The organism is Vibrio sp. G-C-1 (assembly GCF_021728015.1).
Classification (GTDB): domain Bacteria; phylum Pseudomonadota; class Gammaproteobacteria; order Enterobacterales; family Vibrionaceae; genus Vibrio; species Vibrio splendidus.
The window spans coordinates 23359-38846 of record NZ_JAKKCR010000007.1 but is presented as its reverse complement, the minus strand read 5'-3'; the positions used below and the strand labels follow the sequence as shown (position 1 = coordinate 38846).

Below are 15488 nucleotides of genomic sequence, written 5' to 3'. Positions count from 1 at the left end.
GGAATAGGTGTCTGCTATGGGGTCACTAAAACAGTCTGCCTATTACGCCATTGGCATCGTGATGATGAAAGGGATCTCGCTCGTGATGATCCCCTATATCACCCATAAGATGACGTTGGTTGAATACGGTTCTTTAGAAGCCATTGTCTTATTGGCTGACATCGGGACGATCCTATTTAGCTTTGGGATTGTTGAGGCAATGTACCGGTATGTGGGCGTCGCTGAGGGTGAAGAAAAGAGAAAGCTTGTCTCGAACTGTTTCACGTTGAGTGTCTTGGTCTGTGTGCTAGGTGGGGCTTTAATTGCTCTTAGTATGCCGTTGTTGTTACTGATGCTTCCCGTCGAGTTCCAACCTTATCAAATCCTACTTTTGCTAATACCGACCATGTTAGATGGTGCGATTTCTATCCCGTTAACATTGATGCGAATGAATGCGATGGCTAAGCGCTTTTGCATGCTCAATGTAATGAAGGCGAGTGTGCAAGCTGCTATGACGTTTGCATTGCTTGAAGCGGGTTATGGCATTGATGGTGTACTAATATCTGCCGCTGTTTCGAGTGTGTTATTGATGCTGTGTTTACTGCGTTATCAATGGCAGGAGATGGGCTCATTTGGCAGCCTCAAGTACTCCGCTAAGATCCTAAAGTTTGGATTGCCCACGTTAGTCGGTGGTGCTTCTATTTACATGATTACAGGCCTAGACCGCTGGGTGATGGCGAGCTTTGTGGGCGTTGAAGAACTGGCGATTTACGCGGTCAGTGGTAAGTTTGCGTTGCTGCTTGGCTTACTACTACAGCCTTATGCTCTGTGGTGGTTTCCAAATCGGGTGGCCATGCTGCAACAATCTGATGGTAAGAAAGAGTGTGCGGACAGAGCGCTAGTCGGCGTTAATCTGGCCATTGTGTTGGGTTGTTTGATGATCCTCACTGTACCCGGTTTTATTACATTGATTTTGCCCAGCAGTTATCAATATGCAGGTACCATCGTCGTGGCACTCTTGGCCATCGGCGTGATTAAGAATGCAGGGGATTACCTTAACCTCGGTTGTTTTAGCGGTGACTCAAGTCAGTCGCAAATGTGGATACAGGGTGGTTGTGCGATCTTAGCAACCATTGGCTATCTTGTTGTGACACCGATTTATGGCGTGTGGGCCGTGGTGGTGGTGCTTTGTGGTACTTATGCCGTGAGGCTGTCACTGCTCTATATCGTGAGCCAAAAAATGGAATATTTACCTTATGATCACCGTAAATGGATGGCAGCGTTGAGTATCGCCATACTTGCGATTACCAGTGACAGGCTTCTTGGTTGGGTGTTGATTGATGTTCATGACTTTGTTTTAGGCAGTTTTGTGGCAATAGTGACGTTAGTCGTCTTTGTTCGATACTCTGTTATTCCTGTTCCGCAGGCGCTGCTCGATAAGTTTACGCTAGGTAAGCAGTCACATGTAAGTTGAACTCACTTCATCTAGAGTGCGGGGTATCCTGATAAGCGTTTAGAAATATATGAATTATTGATAATAAAACACTGTTCATAATTATTTTAATTAGATAGTATTTATAAATATAACGAATGCTAACGATGGAAAGATATATGAATAAGTGGATGCTGCTCCTTTCTCTGTTTTCAGCGGCCTCATACAGCGCCTCTGATTTTTCAAGTGAGGGTATTACTGTTCCCGACTTCAATTCACCAGATTTCAAGCCGCCAGAAGTTTCTCAGCAGGAACAGCACAATATCGTTTGTGAAAGCGTGGTCTGCAAATCAACGTCTGCACGCCCGTCGGTTCCTGTTGTTGGTGAAGTGCCCGATAGAGAGCTTAATCAAACCATCGAAACCCTTGCGAGTGCTATCTATATTGTCGGTGAAATTGGCGTCGCGGAAAATTTGTCTACGCCAGAATATGAGAAATTTTTTGAGAACTAATTAGCACGGTGCGCCAGAGAATGGTTACTGCTTTCAAATGTTGCTACCAAAGATATTAAATGCTGTTATAAAAGGTAAAGTCTCGTTCAACGATTCAATCACCGCGGCATCTGGCAATTAGGAAGCACCAATGGAAATCTGGAAGTTACTGCTGTTCATCCCCGCTTGTTTTGCGCTCAACATGACACCGGGCCCAAACAATTTGTTATCAATGAACAACGCCCGTTGTTATGGGTTTCAGGCCGCCTTTGTAGCGGGCCTGGGACGAATCCTCGCTTTTTCTGGCATGATTGCTTTGGCTGCATCCGGCTTGGCTGTCGTGCTTTATACCTCTGAAACTTTGTTTTTCCTTATTAAGCTATTTGGCGCGATGTATCTATTATGGATTGCGTTCAACCTATGGCGCTCACAAGCTAGCCCAATCGGGGACGTCGAGCAAAATAAGAATTGGTTTGCTCTTGTTAAACAAGAGTTCGCGCTCGCGGCGGGCAATCCAAAAGCGATACTCATTTTCACTGCATTCCTTCCTCAATTTGTCGATGTTTCAGCGAACGTAAATACTCAATTCTTTGTGTTGGGAAGCACATTCTTAGTATTAGAAATGCTCGCGATTTCTATCTATGCCGCCTTTGGTTTATATCTACGAAATTGGTTTTCAAAACCTCAAATGGCCAAGCGCTTCAATAAAGCATGTTCTGTGTTTCTTGCCTTATCTGGTGCGAATTTGTTAGTGAGCCGTCAGTAGGGTTCGTTCTGCTGTTTACACGGATAGAAGGAATGCGATGAGTAATCAAGACCTTTCACAAATGGGCGCTGCGCAGGTTTCTTTAACTCAGCGTAATGGCGCTTCTTGTATACATAAACAAGGGGCTGGCGAGGTTGAAGTCGCTTTTTACCAACACGCAGCGCAGCATCTTGATGGAGTGAATACGCCTCGACTTTTTGCGGCCGATGGTTGTGAGCTTTTTCTCGAATACATTCCTAATTCGGTTTGCCTTACCGAGCTACAAACAACAAGTGACGTATTTCAGCAGCTCGCGAGTATTCATCGTTCTCAATATCGACCAACATTTGAAGTTAAGCGCCATCAATGGAGTTTAGATGACACCACATCGGCTTTATCTTCCCTACAGTTGCCTCAAGTTACGCAAGACAGTCTTAAGTACATTCAATCGCAGAGTGATGTTCTTTTTAATCATGACACATTAATTTCGGGTGACTCCAATGAAGGGAATTGGGGAAGAAGAGATAACGGTCAGCTCGTGCTGTTTGATTGGGAGAGGTTTGGCTTTGGTAGCCCCGCGATAGACTTGGCGCCACTCGTTTCTCAAATGGGTACTCTGAAAGATTATGAGCTGATTGTTGAACAGTATCTTTGCCATAACACCTTGATTCCGCGTGAAGAATTAATAAAGCAATTGATCATCGCTAAAAGCTGGATCGTAGTGGAAGTGACGAATATATTAGTCACGCGTAACAACCCACAAGCTTCCAAGTACATCAATTGGTTTAGAGAGCAATTGCCAACTTGGCTGGCTTCAGTTGAAGGTCAGTTGTAGCCGAATCGCGGTTGTAGTTAATCTATTTAAGGTCGATGTATGAATGTTGTTTGTGCGGAAAAACAAGAACTGGCTGATATCTACCAGCTTGAACATGCTTTGTTTGGCGATCACGCCTATCCGTTGTTTTTCTTTCGTCAGGCATTTGATTGCTGGGGGAAGGGCTTGTTGGTGGCGAAACAGGATTCGCAGGTTGCGGGCTATGTGTTAATGACGCCAACCGATAAACAACAAGAGTATTGGGTGTTGTCACTGGCTGTTGATACTGCTTACCGAGGCATGGGGATTGGCCGTTCATTGATGCAGCAGGCGATAGAAACATTGCCACAAGATTCCAAGCTGTTGCTTACTGTTGATCCAAATAACAGCTCGGCTTGTGAGCTGTACTTGTCGATGGGGTTCGTGACCATCAAGGAAGAGGGCAATTATTTCGGAGACGATGAGCCTCGTCTGGTCATGCAGCTCATCGTCTAGTTCCCGTTTCACTGTGTCTATTTAGATGCAGGCATCACGCGCTTAGGTCAACATCACGATACCGTGCATCAACACCACGCTAGAGGTCAGTCGGGTTCGCATATCAAAATAGCCATCGGGGCCTTCACTTTGGTTCTCTTCTCTCATGGACCTTTCCGCTCGCCAAACCGCAATGTAGCCTAAGATCAGAATCAGTGTGGTGAGGAACTCTTGCTGCTCACCGAGTAGCACCGCTAGCCACGCTGCCAACACAATAACATTGCTTAGAATCAGAGCCTTGTTGCTGGATTGGCTTTCGAAGTTTTCTATCCCATTTCCCCACAAGATGCCCGACAAAAAGCTCAAGATAACCACGCTGTAGGTGATGAAGAGTGTTTCGCCGCTCAAGCTAAAGAATTGGCTGTCGGTGAGTGATAACAGTAGGCCGAATAAAAAGGGGATTAAACCCATATAACCGAGCTTGGCCATGGTGTTGCGTGTTTGAGTTGTGTCCAAGTAATCTGACCTCATAACTGTTGCTCTATTGCATTTTTGAGGGTACTACTGGTTGGCGATGTAGAACTCGGGAAGGTTGCTATCACTTTGCCTTCTTTGCTGACCAAGAACTTGTAGAAATTCCATTTCGGTTTGATACCGGCTTGTTGTTGAATTTCGGCAAAGACTGGATTTGCGTCAGGCCCAGAGAGTGAAGCGCGCGCCATCATCGGAAAGGTCACACCATAATCTAGGTAGCAGATTTTAGCGGATTGCTTCTCGCTTCCTCTGTCTTGGCGAAAATCATTACTTGGGAAACCAACAACCGTGAATCCTTGATCTTTATACGTTTGGTGAAGCTGCTCAAGTTGCTCGAACTGTGGGGTGAAACCGCACTGACTTGCCGTGTTCACGATCAATAAAGTTTTACCTTGAAACTCTTCACACAGCTCAATCTCTTCGTTTGAATTTAACAGCCTTTGTTTGCCGTTGAGTATCTCAGGGCAGCTAGCTGAAAATGCGAATGAACTTGTTAGGCTCGCGAGCAGGGCGGTGGAGCACAGCAGTGAATGTTTCATAAGTCTGACTCATTTTAGTTGGCGTAACTGTTATTACTGTTCAACGACTTAAAATGATCACTTTAAAGACCAGAATCGCTTAAGTATCAGCTATCGCTTAAGTGTCAATTGTCGCTTAAGTGTCAATTGTCGCTTAGCAAATAGGGCACCACCAAGCGCCTGATGTTTACCTTGGCTCCAAGGCGAGATGCCAGTAGGTACATGCCTCCAATCTTTCGGTGGAGGAATAGAGCGTCTGCTGGTGGCGTGTGCCAATACTCTTGTTCCATGCTGAGTATGGTTCCTGCTTCACGAAGCCTTTGTGCTAAACCACTGGCTTTGAAGTCGTAATCTTCATCGACAAGCATGGGTTCACACGCCATTGTCACCAAGTTAAGAATCGCTTGGCGCTGGTCTGGGAGGATGGTCTCGCTAAAAAATCCAATCTGCTCTAACGCCTTGTTGAGTCCTTGTTCATCGTGAGTAATCACAGAGGTAAAAGCCAAACGATAGCCATCACTGAAGCGGCCGCTGTATTCTCGGGTTGCTCCAAAGTCTAAAAGCCCAATCTGTCGCGTGTTTTCAACGTAAAGATAGTTGGCGAAGTTGGGATCGGTTTGCACCATCTTGAAGTCAAACAGCTCTTTGAACATTAACTCGAGCAAGCTGTGCATCACAAAATCTCGAGTACTTTGATCATAACCTTCAATTTGCTCTATCGAGATGCCCTCAATGAAGTCCATGGCGATCACCGATTCTGATGAGATTTGCGTATGAATTTTAGGCACGACGAAGTGAGAGTGCTCTTTAAGCGCATGATAGTAACGAGTCGCGTAGTCAGCCTCGCGAGCATAGTCGGCTTCATCATGTAGTTGTTTTTTCGCCTCTTCTAACAAGCCTTTGTAATCGACTGACTTTGGTATCAACCCAACAATATTGAGCAATGTACCAACGTTGTCCACATCACTGTCGATGCTTTTTCGAATGCCTGGGTATTGGACTTTGATGGCAAGTTTGTCTCCAGAGTCGCTATACGCTTGGTGAACCTGACCGATGGACGCACTGGCGATGGGATTAAAGTTGAAGGAGATAAACTCCGCCTTCCAGTTCAGTCCGAGTGAATTTTCTAACACTTGGCTGAGCTGTTTTGCTGGCAGAGGGTCAGCGTCTGAACGCAGGCGAGCGAGAATGTTGGCTAACTCGGGTTCAAGAATATCACCCGCATCCATCGACAGCATTTGGCCGAGCTTCATCGCTGCCCCGCGTAAATGTGCCAGTTGATCGGTGAGCCGAGCAATGTTTTGAGGTGTTAATACCAAGTCTTTTGCTTTGGGTCTGTTTCCCTGCGCGAGCTGTTTCGTGCCTTCAGTGATGACACTTCCGGCTACTCGAGTGGCGAGAGACGCGAACTTACTGAATCTTGAAATGCGATGGGTAGGTAGATTTCTTTCTTTTGCCGACATAAAGGTTCTCACTTAGTTATCAAGATTGATACCAATCGTAGTAAATAACTGTTCACCCTAGCTTGTTAAAAATCTCGATAACGTCGTTAGATTTTTTGATTGTAGAATAACTACTTATCGAAAAAATCCGCCTTGTTCTCCAGCTTTTTCCCTGCGCTATTTTTGACCACTTACTTACTGTGATTGGTATGACTACAAAGTTCTATAAATCATTACCCAACCGAATGTTTTGTTGTGGTAACTTGTCTCGCGAAACAGTAAACAGAATTTAAAGGACAAAACATGAAGTTTATTTGGTTAAAAGTCGCGGTTACCGTTTTAGTTTTTGCTGCGCTGTTTGGTGTGGTGTATTACAAAGTCGCGAGTGGTATGTCTTAACCAAGTACTATTTTGTGCAGCTGTTACCATCGCAGCGTGACTTTCCAGTTAGCCAGAAAGAGACTTTGTATCGGTTCTTGGCAAACCGAAGATAACACCAGTCGGCCACTGGCTTGAATATCGCCCAACGTAAAGGGGCGTATAGCCAACCTTTTCCTACTAAGCGCCACGCTTGGTAGGTCACGTCTAAACCTAGCAGCAGTTTTCCATTCTCATCCAGTGCATGCAAAACGGTGTTGGCTGCGTCGGCCTCAATCTGAGGGTAGTCTGAAAAGGCTTCACTGTAGATATCGATGGTTTGAATCTTATTCTCGGTATCATGCTTGGCAAGTGCCGCCATCTCTTTTGCGCACAATGGACATGTCCCATCGTAGAATATCGTTAATGAAGTCATTGCTTCCCTTACTATTTTTACCAATTCCCAACTATACGCAATCACCGATTAGGTGGATCATTTTGCTCAGTTATCCGACACTGTAATTGTGACGACTATTTTACAGTACCATCTCGAGGTAAAATCCGTTCCATGCAATTACATATTAAGAGTCGATCCCCAATGACAACGAAATCAATGAGCCGCTTCATTATAGCCTTCATAGCCCTAATGCTAAGTGGTTGTGTTAGCTACAGCGTGACCGAGCAAGAAATGACGAACTACCTTCAAGATTCGGTGATGTTAGAGCAAGAAGTGGGTGTACAAAACGTTATGTATGCGCAAGTCGCTGTCGATGACTTAGCGGTGCAAATTGGCCGAGCTGATGCCGAGCGCGTGTCTGTTCTGGCGAATACCAATGCACAAGTTCAGGTGTTTAACGTGCCGAATATGAGGTTGGATCTTGATATCGAGTTCAGTGCGATTCCTGAATATGACAAAGAGAGTGGCGAGATTTATTTGAAATCACTGCGTTTAGAGCGCTTTGAAGAAAAAGATAAACAACTGTCGCCTGAGGTCGCCAAACTACTTAAGCCTGCCGTTTCTATGATTGGCTTTGCTTTGTCCCAGTCACCGGTTTACAAACTGGACAGCAATAAGGTTCAAGAGTCATTGATCAAGTCCTCGGAACCTAATCTAGTGATTAAAGACAACAAGCTGGTCATCGAGTTATTCGATTAACCTTTCACGTTTAGCTTAGACTCAGATTTAAAACACAATGGCTGCCGATTTGGTGGCCATTTTTGTTTGTGTTGAATCAGCAAGATTTCTGTTTTTAGGCTGTCTATCCAGCTTGTTTTCTCTGGCTCATTTATTGAATTAGCCGCGTATCTCACCTTTACTTTACTCTTGTGAGCAAGTCATCGCTTCAGTCATCAAATCATAAGAAAGAAAAGGTGAACGAACTATGAATAATCCAGTAATAGCGGATAACAAGCCAATCAAAGTGGAACTAACAGAAGGGGAAGAATATTACTTCTGTACCTGTGGGAAATCGAAAAACCAACCGTTTTGTGATGGTTCTCATGCAGGAACGGGCTTCAAACCGAAGAGTTTCGTGGCCGAAGAAACCGGCGACGCTTACCTGTGCCGCTGTAAGTATTCGAACAATCTCCCTTTCTGTGATGGCACCCATAAACAGTTTACGGCTGAGCAAGTGGGCCAAGAAGGCCCCGATGTTCACATCCAAGCGGCAACACCCGATCTCTCACCTGCGGCTTCTGCAACCAAAGAAGAGCCCACGGTCGAATTCATTCATCAATTAGCACGAGATGGCTTATCCAAAGTGGGTCACCATGGGCCAATGACTTCGATGGGCGTTCCAAGATATCTATTGCCTCACTGGGATGATATTCAAGTGATGGTTGCTCAAATGGCGACCAAACCTCTGTTGGAACATGTGCCCGTCGGTACTGAGCTTATTATTGGGCCAAAAGCGAAAAAGCCGCTCAAATTGAACATCTCTTTATTTGTGTCTGATATGAGTTTTGGGTCGTTATCTGAAGAAGCGAAAATCTCTTTAGCGACGGGCGCGGAGCTTGCGGGAACGGGGATCTGCTCGGGTGAGGGCGGCATGTTGCCCGAAGAGCAAGCGGCAAACTCACGTTACTTTTACGAACTAGCCAGCGCACAATTTGGTTACGATGAATCTAAGCTCAAAAATGTCCAGGCCTTTCATTTTAAAGGTGGGCAGGGGGCTAAAACCGGAACAGGTGGTCACCTACCTGGGGCGAAGAACATTGGCAAGATAGCTAAGGTGCGTGGTATTGAAGAAGGTACAGCCGCGATTTCTCCACCCACCTTTGTTGATCTAAAAACCGTCGAGGATTTCAAAAATTTCGCCGACCGAGTTCGAGAAGTGACGGGCGGGATCCCAATTGGCTTCAAGTTGAGTGCCAATCATATTGAAGAGGATATTCAGTTCGCATTGGATGCCAGTGCCGATTACATCATTTTGGATGGTCGAGGCGGTGGTACTGGGGCGGCGCCAGAAATGTTCCGTGACCATATTAGCGTGCCCACTATTCCAGCGCTTGCTCGTGCCAGAGCCTATCTAGACAAGCAAGGTGTCAGTGACAGAGTCACCTTAATCATTACTGGTGGGCTTCGTGTTCCAATGGACTTTGTAAAAGCGATGGCGCTTGGCGCTGATGGTGTCGCTATCTCGAACAGTGCCATGCAGTCGATAGGGTGTGTTGCCGCCCGAATGTGCAACACCAATAATTGCCCGGCGGGCATCGCGACTCAAAAAGCCGATTTACGCCAACGGTTAAATGTCGAGAAGGCATCGAACCAATTGAAGAACTTCTTCGAAGCTTCGACTGAATTGATGCAAGTGATGGCGAGAGCGTGCGGTCATGACCATTTGAATCAGTTTAATCCTCACGATTTGGCTACATGGAATCGCGAAATGGCCGAGCTATCCGGTGTCGCTTACTCTGGTGTCAGTCCATTAAATCAACTTAAGTAAATAATACTTCGATAGAGCACACTCACTGTATTTTGGATGTGCTTATTTTTGTCTGTGTAATGCCAATCTATGTTTAACCTTTCGTAATTAACTGCTTTATAAGTATTTTTAAATTATTTCCTCTTTTTTGAAAATATCGCTTTACCTCAAGTTAACTTGAGGTTTTATCATCGTCCCCAATCTAAAAACACAATCTATCACCTTGTCGCCTAGTGCAGGTTTTGATGTTATCAAACAGACGTTACGAATCTTCAGTTATGAACTTTGAGCTCCGTAATTGAAGTCATGAGTGCATAAAGGTGAGAAAAATGAACAGGGATCAATAATGAAAGTATTAGCGATTGGCGCGACCAACAGTAAAGCATCGATTAACCAACAATTGGCAGCGTACACCGCAAGCTTAGTTGAGGGCGCGCAAGTAGAGGTGCTCGATCTTAATGATTTCGAGATGCCCATTTACAGTGAAGACAGAGAAAAAGAGTCCGGCGTTCATCAACACGCACAGCGCTTTTTCAGCAAGATTAGCGAAGCAGATGCTATTGTCATCTCTTTTGCAGAGTACAACGGCTCATACACCGCAGCCTTTAAGAATGTGTTTGATTGGACATCACGAATCGACATGAAAGTGTACCAAGGCAAACCTGTTGTTATGCTCTCCACATCACCAGGCCCAGGCGGCGCAAGCTCTGTGTTGTCGTCTGCGGTAAATTCGGCACCTTACTTTGATGCTGATGTGAAGGGCTCGATGTCGGTACCAAGTTTCTACGACAACTTTAATGTAGAAACGGGTGAGATCATCAATGCCGAAATAGCAGAGAACTTGAAATCGATCATGAGTCAGATTTAGAGAGCGAGAACACCACAATAAAACAAAGCAGCTATTTGCGTGGTTTCTTTTCATTGCGCCCGTTGTCAAAGTTTAAGGACATTAACTGGTTAAGGTAACAATAGGTCGCTATTCTAAAGTTAAAGTAAGCTTTAAATATTTATGATCTCAGGGATAGTGTAACAATGAGAAACATCGTATACCTCACCATAGGCCAGTTGGCAGAGCGCAGTGGCGTGGCTCCTTCCGCCTTACGTTTTTACGAAACCAAGGGGTTGATTGCTTCGATTCGTACTAATGGAAATCAGCGCCGTTATCAGTCGGCGATGTTGAGACGAATTGCGTTGATCCAAGTCGCGCAGTCGATAGGCTTTACGCTGGAAGAGATCACCGAAGAATTATCGACACTGCCGATGAACCATACCGCGACTAAGCGAGATTGGGCGTGCGTTGCTAAGAAGTGGCAGGGGCAACTCGACAGTAAAATGGCGCAGATTAAATCGCTACAAGAGAACTTAACAGGCTGTATCGGCTGTGGGTGTTTGAGTATGCAGAAATGCCACTTGTTGAACCCTGAAGATATTCTGCATGACCAAGGACAGGGCGCACAACGGATCGTTGAGTAGCCCTGAATTAAAAAAACTATCTGAGATCGTTGAATCCAATGCACTCAATCTGATGCTCAGCCAACCACTGTTTTAGCGCAGGGCTAGTGAGAAGTTGATGCTCTTCGACGCGTTTATCACTATAGCTTGATAGGGACTTAAGCTGTTCACTTGCCACTGATGAAGGGTGGCACATTAACTCAAGCACACCGTCAGGCATCATAGCTTGGTAGCTCAGCAATAAATCTTGCAGGCCATTCAGCGATACGCCTTCGTCAAAGAAACGCATATCGAAAGCGTCTGGCGTTGGCACTCGCAGTGCATCTTGGCCACTTAGGATGTTATCGATTCGTCTAACTGGAAGACCAATGCGATTCACTGTGCGGGTAAACGCTGCTTTTAGAGATTTAAATACACCACCAAAGTGATGGCTGTCGATATGGTTAATCTTTAAACCGGCATCGACAGCGGCTTGATATTGCGCGTTGAGTTCGAGCATCACCTCACCTTCATCCACATCTGATTTATCGAACAGGGTGACGTTGCAAAAGAAGTGTCCGTGTTCGTCGACTAAGCTCGGAACCTGCTCTGGTGAAGTCAGTGGTTTTCCTGCGGTGACCGTAAAGTGCAAGCCAACTTCAGGGACTAAACCTTGATGATAGAGCTCAATCGCGTGCTGTGTACCCGGTTGATTCATCATGATGGTGGTCGACTTAACCAAGCCTGCCTTAAAGCAGTCGACGATGCCATGGTTCACGCTTTCAGTGAGGCCGAAATCATCGGCGTTGAGTATCAATTTCATCATGACCTCTTATTAATGCATTTGGATTCAATATCTTGAATGAGTTCTGCTGTCACTGAGCTCATTAGTTTGTTGTCACCGAGCTTATTAGCTGTTATCACCGAGCTTATTAGCGGCTAACAAAGGCCACATTAAGCGAGTCGATGAGCAAACGCAGGCATGAAGTCTAAGTTCTCGCGAATGGTTTCTTGCAAAGCTTCGTCTATATGCGAACCACTATCGACGATAGGGTTTAAGATCAGAGCACGTTTTGCTGTTGCGATGTCACCCGTCATCGCCGCTTTAACGGTCAAGGTTTCAAACTCTTTCATCTGCTGAATCAAGCGCAGCGTGTCGCTATCAAAAGGTTCAACGTTCAGTGGCAGGATTGCACTGCTGGTGATTACCGAACTTACTTCGACCGCACAATCATCGGGTAATCCTTGAATCGCACCATTGTTGCGAGTGTTGACGTGCATGATAGAACGTTTGTTATTGTGAATACTGCTCATCAGCTCACAGGCCGCTTCAGAGTAGTAAGCACCGCCTCGTTCTTCTAACAATTTAGGCTTGGTATCGAGCATGGGATCTTTGTAGATTTCTAACAACTGCTGTTCAACCTTGGCAACTAAATCTGCGCGATTGGTGCTGTTTTCAGACGCAGCAAACTCTTTGTCTAAGATGTCTCTGGATTGGTAGTAGTAACGTAGGTAAGCACAAGGAACGATGTTCAGAGAACGAATCAATTCTGCGTCCCACTCAAAGGGAGGGATGTTCTTTGGCATCATTTGATCGTTACCACCAAGGAGTTGTTCGATGAGTTCTCCCAACTTGTCTTCACCTTTATGAAGCACCTTACGAGCCCACACTAGGTGATTTAATCCGGCAATTTGCATCGTGATATCTTTACGTTCTGCGTCGAGCATTTTCGCCGCGCCTAGCTCCATGTTGACGGGAACGTTACATAGACCAACGGTTTTAATGGTTGAGTGCTTAATCAGTGCTTCCGTTACCATGCCTGATGGGTTGGTGAAGTTGAGTAACCACGCATTCGGACACAGTTCTTCCATCTCTTTCGCTATATCGAGTGCAATCGGAATGGTTCGGCACGCATTAGAGAAGCCACCCAAGCCATTGGTCTCTTGGCCGATCATGCGATACTTCAGAGCAATCCTTTCGTCACGTAATCTTGCTTCCATTCTTCCTGCGCGAAATTGTGAGCAGACAAAATTAGCGTCTTTCAGGGCTGATTTTCGATCTGTGGTGAGGTGAACATTAATCTCACAGCCTGCTTTGTTTATCATTCGCTTGGTGAGCGCCGCGATTATCTCTGCTTTTTCCATACCTTCTTCGATATCGACTAACCACAGATCAGAGATAGGTAATTCGTGATGGCGCTTGAGCAGTCCTTCAATGAGCTCTGGGGTGTAACTTGAGCCACCACCAATCACGGTTACTTTGAGTTTTTGATTCTGTTGCATGCTGTTCACCATTTAATGTTGTAGATTACTTGGTTTAATTTATATGATGGTTACATACACCGACAAACCAGTTATGACGACTTATGAATTAGTGAGGTTAATGCATGGGGCTGTTCGAAAATCGCCAACAAACGCTGTCACTGCTGCACACCTTTAGTGTTGCGGCTAAACATTTAAGCTTTACGCTTGCCGCCGACGAGCTCTTCTTAACTCAGGGAGGGGTCAGCCATCGCATCAAAAAACTGGAGCAACAATTGAAGTTCAACCTGTTTGTGCGCAAGACAAGAAAGCTCGAACTGACGCCAGAAGGTCAGCGCGTGTTATCCATGTTGAACGTCTCGTTTGAGTCTATCTTTTCCGAACTCATGGATATTCAAACGGGTGAGCTAAGTGGGGAGTTGTACATCGCGACATCGCCTTATTTTGCTTCCTCGTGGTTAATGCCACGTTTGTCAGAATTCAGACGCTTGTATCCGAATCTAAGCATCAAACTGCAAACCAAACAGAGCCAGTCAGACTTCCAGTTTGAACCTTATGACGTGGCAATTTTCTATAGCGAAGGCCATTACCCAAACCATTACAGCGAGCGATTATTCAGTGGAGTAAGAACTCCTGTGTGCAGCCCTGAATACGCGAAACACTTCAAACTAGACCAAGGCATTCAACACTTAGACGATGTTCGCTTCATTCACAGTGGCGATATCACTGCGTGGCAGCGTTGGTTGTATGAAGCTCAAAGTGATACCAACTGCGCACTTCAGTGTGACTATTACAGTGATAATCGCTTGGCGATGGATGCGGCGATATTATCGATGGGGCTGGCACTAGGGCGGTTAGAGTTTATGACACCGCAGATTGAACAAGGCTTATTGGTCGCGCCTCTTATGAGCATTGAATCGGGCAAAGGGTATGATTTAGTGTGTCCGAAAGGCATGGAGCAGCGAACTAAGTTTCAGGTGTTTGCTCAATGGGTTAAGCAACAGTTGTGACCGAATAGCGTGCCTAGACAAACACGAATTATAGGTCTAGTTTAGGTGGTTCTTTCAATAAAAGAAGAGGTTAGTTATGTTCAGCCATGTTTTTCTCGGTACCGAAGATATTGAACGCGCGAAGGCTTTTTATGACCCAATCATGAAAGTGCTTGGTTATAGCGAAGGTTCTGTTGACCCTAAAGGGCGCTGTGTTTACGTTAGCCAAACGGGTGTGTTGGGCTTAACGAAGCCGATTGATGGTCAGCCTGCGACTCACGGCAACGGCATGACGGTGGGTTTTCTTGCGTCTTCTCCTGAAGTTGTAGATGACTGGCATCGAGTTGGCGTCGAAAATGGCGGTACCAGCATTGAAAATGGCCCCGGAGCGAGAGGTTCTGATGAGCGCCGCTTGTACATGGCTTATTTGCGAGATCCTGATGGAAACAAGATCTGTGCAACTCACTTTATGCCATAGTTTACGTTATGCCACGGTGGCGTATAATTAGAGTGTGTTGATAGTTTGGAGTTAGTTTATCGCTGCTCTGAACTAACCTGTTATTTTAAAAACCTGCTGACTATTGCAAAGGACTTGCTAGATGAAACCGAACGAACTGTTTTATGAAAGCTTTGAGCGCTGCCGGATTGACCAAGAATTTTTGGAGAGCTTTCTGGCGGATTTTTGCGAGCATAATCCAAGGTTTTCAGAACGTTTTGAAAAGATAGGGTTAGAGCAGCAAACCAAGATGCTTAAAGCCTCGATCATTCTTATCTATAATTCTGCTGGTCTGCCGAGCGTGCGTAACTCAGTAAAGAAATTGGGTAAAAGGCATAAAGACTTAGGACTGGATATTTCCGAGATTGAGCTCAACGAGTGGTTCAATTCGTTACTCAATACGGTTAAAAAATACGATCCTCACTATGATGAAAGCGTTGAACAAGCTTGGACAGAAACTCTCGAAGCTGGCTTAACTATCATGAAGAAAGAATGTATTGTGCCACACCCTGTGAATCCATAGGTAAGTCACCAGCAGCTTTTCGTGAAAGGTAGACTTCGTTTGAAAGGTAAGCCATGAATCTGGCTTACCTAAATTTC

General features: G+C 45.4%; 18 protein-coding genes. 12 read left to right on the top strand and 6 right to left on the bottom strand.

Annotation, left to right across the window (positions count from 1 at the left end):
* Positions 1 to 16 precede the first annotated feature (16 nt).
* From L3V36_RS11880 to L3V36_RS11860, 5 genes are all read left to right on the top strand, one after another.
* A complete protein-coding gene (locus tag L3V36_RS11880; protein ID WP_102500413.1) occupies positions 17 to 1453 on the top strand; it encodes an oligosaccharide flippase family protein in 1437 nt (478 codons plus the stop codon).
* 116 nt (positions 1454 to 1569) lie between these two features.
* A complete protein-coding gene (locus tag L3V36_RS11875; RefSeq protein ID WP_102450214.1) occupies positions 1570 to 1923 on the top strand; it encodes a hypothetical protein in 354 nt (117 codons plus the stop codon).
* A gap of 130 nt (positions 1924 to 2053) precedes the next feature.
* Complete coding sequence (locus L3V36_RS11870; RefSeq protein ID WP_208775042.1) at positions 2054 to 2668, top strand: LysE family translocator; 615 nt, start codon at positions 2054 to 2056, stop codon at positions 2666 to 2668.
* Positions 2669 to 2705: 37 nt separating this feature from the next.
* The gene (locus L3V36_RS11865) at positions 2706 to 3482 is read left to right on the top strand and encodes a phosphotransferase (RefSeq protein WP_208775040.1); all 777 of its coding nucleotides are present in this window, start codon (positions 2706 to 2708) and stop codon (positions 3480 to 3482) included.
* A 39-nt stretch (positions 3483 to 3521) separates the two neighbouring features.
* Positions 3522 to 3956, top strand: a complete 435-nt coding sequence (locus L3V36_RS11860; RefSeq protein ID WP_108189049.1) for an N-acetyltransferase — start codon at positions 3522 to 3524, stop codon at positions 3954 to 3956.
* Positions 3957 to 3998: 42 nt separating this feature from the next.
* On the opposite strand, the gene L3V36_RS11855 is transcribed toward L3V36_RS11860, so the two are convergent.
* The 4 genes from L3V36_RS11855 to L3V36_RS11840 form a co-directional block, all read right to left on the bottom strand.
* The gene (locus tag L3V36_RS11855) at positions 3999 to 4466 is read right to left on the bottom strand and encodes a DUF3429 domain-containing protein (RefSeq protein ID WP_208775039.1); all 468 of its coding nucleotides are present in this window, start codon (positions 4464 to 4466) and stop codon (positions 3999 to 4001) included.
* Positions 4463 to 5008 (bottom strand): glutathione peroxidase, encoded by a 546-nt coding sequence (locus L3V36_RS11850; protein WP_208775037.1) that lies wholly within the window; start codon positions 5006 to 5008, stop codon positions 4463 to 4465. The genes L3V36_RS11855 and L3V36_RS11850 overlap by 4 nt, the downstream gene beginning before the upstream one ends.
* Before the next feature lie 122 nt (positions 5009 to 5130).
* Complete coding sequence (locus L3V36_RS11845) at positions 5131 to 6450, bottom strand: AarF/ABC1/UbiB kinase family protein (RefSeq protein WP_208775035.1); 1320 nt, start codon at positions 6448 to 6450, stop codon at positions 5131 to 5133.
* Positions 6451 to 6835: 385 nt separating this feature from the next.
* Positions 6836 to 7222, bottom strand: coding sequence for a DUF393 domain-containing protein (locus L3V36_RS11840; protein WP_208775034.1), 387 nt, complete (start codon positions 7220 to 7222; stop codon positions 6836 to 6838).
* A gap of 162 nt (positions 7223 to 7384) precedes the next feature.
* Between L3V36_RS11840 and L3V36_RS11835 the strand changes: the two genes are divergently transcribed.
* From L3V36_RS11835 to soxR, 4 genes are all read left to right on the top strand, one after another.
* Complete coding sequence (locus L3V36_RS11835) at positions 7385 to 7942, top strand: DUF1439 domain-containing protein (protein WP_102320548.1); 558 nt, start codon at positions 7385 to 7387, stop codon at positions 7940 to 7942.
* 226 nt (positions 7943 to 8168) lie between these two features.
* A complete protein-coding gene (locus tag L3V36_RS11830; protein ID WP_208775032.1) occupies positions 8169 to 9731 on the top strand; it encodes a glutamate synthase-related protein in 1563 nt (520 codons plus the stop codon).
* Between the two features lie 325 nt (positions 9732 to 10056).
* Positions 10057 to 10578, top strand: coding sequence for an NAD(P)H-dependent oxidoreductase (locus L3V36_RS11825; protein WP_102575173.1), 522 nt, complete (start codon positions 10057 to 10059; stop codon positions 10576 to 10578).
* 164 nt (positions 10579 to 10742) lie between these two features.
* On the top strand, positions 10743 to 11183 hold the full coding sequence (gene soxR, locus L3V36_RS11820; RefSeq protein WP_017095859.1) for a redox-sensitive transcriptional activator SoxR: 441 nt from the start codon (positions 10743 to 10745) through the stop codon (positions 11181 to 11183).
* 16 nt (positions 11184 to 11199) lie between these two features.
* Here soxR and L3V36_RS11815 read toward each other — a convergent pair whose 3' ends face one another.
* Together L3V36_RS11815 and L3V36_RS11810 are read right to left on the bottom strand one after the other, a co-directional pair.
* Entirely contained in the window at positions 11200 to 11964 is a 765-nt protein-coding gene (locus L3V36_RS11815; RefSeq protein WP_208775113.1) for a carbohydrate deacetylase, read from the bottom strand.
* Positions 11965 to 12095: 131 nt separating this feature from the next.
* Complete coding sequence (locus tag L3V36_RS11810; protein ID WP_208775030.1) at positions 12096 to 13424, bottom strand: 6-phospho-beta-glucosidase; 1329 nt, start codon at positions 13422 to 13424, stop codon at positions 12096 to 12098.
* Positions 13425 to 13528: 104 nt separating this feature from the next.
* On the opposite strand from L3V36_RS11810, the gene L3V36_RS11805 reads away from it, so the two are divergent.
* From L3V36_RS11805 to L3V36_RS11795, 3 genes are all read left to right on the top strand, one after another.
* Positions 13529 to 14413, top strand: coding sequence for a LysR substrate-binding domain-containing protein (locus tag L3V36_RS11805; protein ID WP_208775028.1), 885 nt, complete (start codon positions 13529 to 13531; stop codon positions 14411 to 14413).
* Between the two features lie 76 nt (positions 14414 to 14489).
* Complete coding sequence (locus tag L3V36_RS11800) at positions 14490 to 14870, top strand: VOC family protein (RefSeq protein ID WP_017092556.1); 381 nt, start codon at positions 14490 to 14492, stop codon at positions 14868 to 14870.
* A 121-nt stretch (positions 14871 to 14991) separates the two neighbouring features.
* Entirely contained in the window at positions 14992 to 15411 is a 420-nt protein-coding gene (locus tag L3V36_RS11795) for a globin (RefSeq protein WP_029406066.1), read from the top strand.
* The last annotated feature ends 77 nt before the right edge of the window (positions 15412 to 15488 follow it).

What these genes read in the sequence shown, in the direction of transcription:
- L3V36_RS11880 (WP_102500413.1), top strand. Translation starts at nt 17, where the DNA reads ATGGGGTCACTAAAACAGTCTGCCTATTACGCCATTGGCATCGTGATG.
- L3V36_RS11875 (WP_102450214.1), top strand. Translation starts at nt 1,570, where the DNA reads ATGCTAACGATGGAAAGATATATGAATAAGTGGATGCTGCTCCTTTCT.
- L3V36_RS11870 (WP_208775042.1), top strand. Translation starts at nt 2,054, where the DNA reads ATGGAAATCTGGAAGTTACTGCTGTTCATCCCCGCTTGTTTTGCGCTC.
- L3V36_RS11865 (WP_208775040.1), top strand. Translation starts at nt 2,706, where the DNA reads ATGAGTAATCAAGACCTTTCACAAATGGGCGCTGCGCAGGTTTCTTTA.
- L3V36_RS11860 (WP_108189049.1), top strand. Translation starts at nt 3,522, where the DNA reads ATGAATGTTGTTTGTGCGGAAAAACAAGAACTGGCTGATATCTACCAG.
- L3V36_RS11855 (WP_208775039.1), bottom strand. Translation starts at nt 4,466, where the DNA reads ATGAGGTCAGATTACTTGGACACAACTCAAACACGCAACACCATGGCC.
- L3V36_RS11850 (WP_208775037.1), bottom strand. Translation starts at nt 5,008, where the DNA reads ATGAAACATTCACTGCTGTGCTCCACCGCCCTGCTCGCGAGCCTAACA.
- L3V36_RS11845 (WP_208775035.1), bottom strand. Translation starts at nt 6,450, where the DNA reads ATGTCGGCAAAAGAAAGAAATCTACCTACCCATCGCATTTCAAGATTC.
- L3V36_RS11840 (WP_208775034.1), bottom strand. Translation starts at nt 7,222, where the DNA reads ATGACTTCATTAACGATATTCTACGATGGGACATGTCCATTGTGCGCA.
- L3V36_RS11835 (WP_102320548.1), top strand. Translation starts at nt 7,385, where the DNA reads ATGACAACGAAATCAATGAGCCGCTTCATTATAGCCTTCATAGCCCTA.
- L3V36_RS11830 (WP_208775032.1), top strand. Translation starts at nt 8,169, where the DNA reads ATGAATAATCCAGTAATAGCGGATAACAAGCCAATCAAAGTGGAACTA.
- L3V36_RS11825 (WP_102575173.1), top strand. Translation starts at nt 10,057, where the DNA reads ATGAAAGTATTAGCGATTGGCGCGACCAACAGTAAAGCATCGATTAAC.
- soxR (WP_017095859.1), top strand. Translation starts at nt 10,743, where the DNA reads ATGAGAAACATCGTATACCTCACCATAGGCCAGTTGGCAGAGCGCAGT.
- L3V36_RS11815 (WP_208775113.1), bottom strand. Translation starts at nt 11,964, where the DNA reads ATGAAATTGATACTCAACGCCGATGATTTCGGCCTCACTGAAAGCGTG.
- L3V36_RS11810 (WP_208775030.1), bottom strand. Translation starts at nt 13,424, where the DNA reads ATGCAACAGAATCAAAAACTCAAAGTAACCGTGATTGGTGGTGGCTCA.
- L3V36_RS11805 (WP_208775028.1), top strand. Translation starts at nt 13,529, where the DNA reads ATGGGGCTGTTCGAAAATCGCCAACAAACGCTGTCACTGCTGCACACC.
- L3V36_RS11800 (WP_017092556.1), top strand. Translation starts at nt 14,490, where the DNA reads ATGTTCAGCCATGTTTTTCTCGGTACCGAAGATATTGAACGCGCGAAG.
- L3V36_RS11795 (WP_029406066.1), top strand. Translation starts at nt 14,992, where the DNA reads ATGAAACCGAACGAACTGTTTTATGAAAGCTTTGAGCGCTGCCGGATT.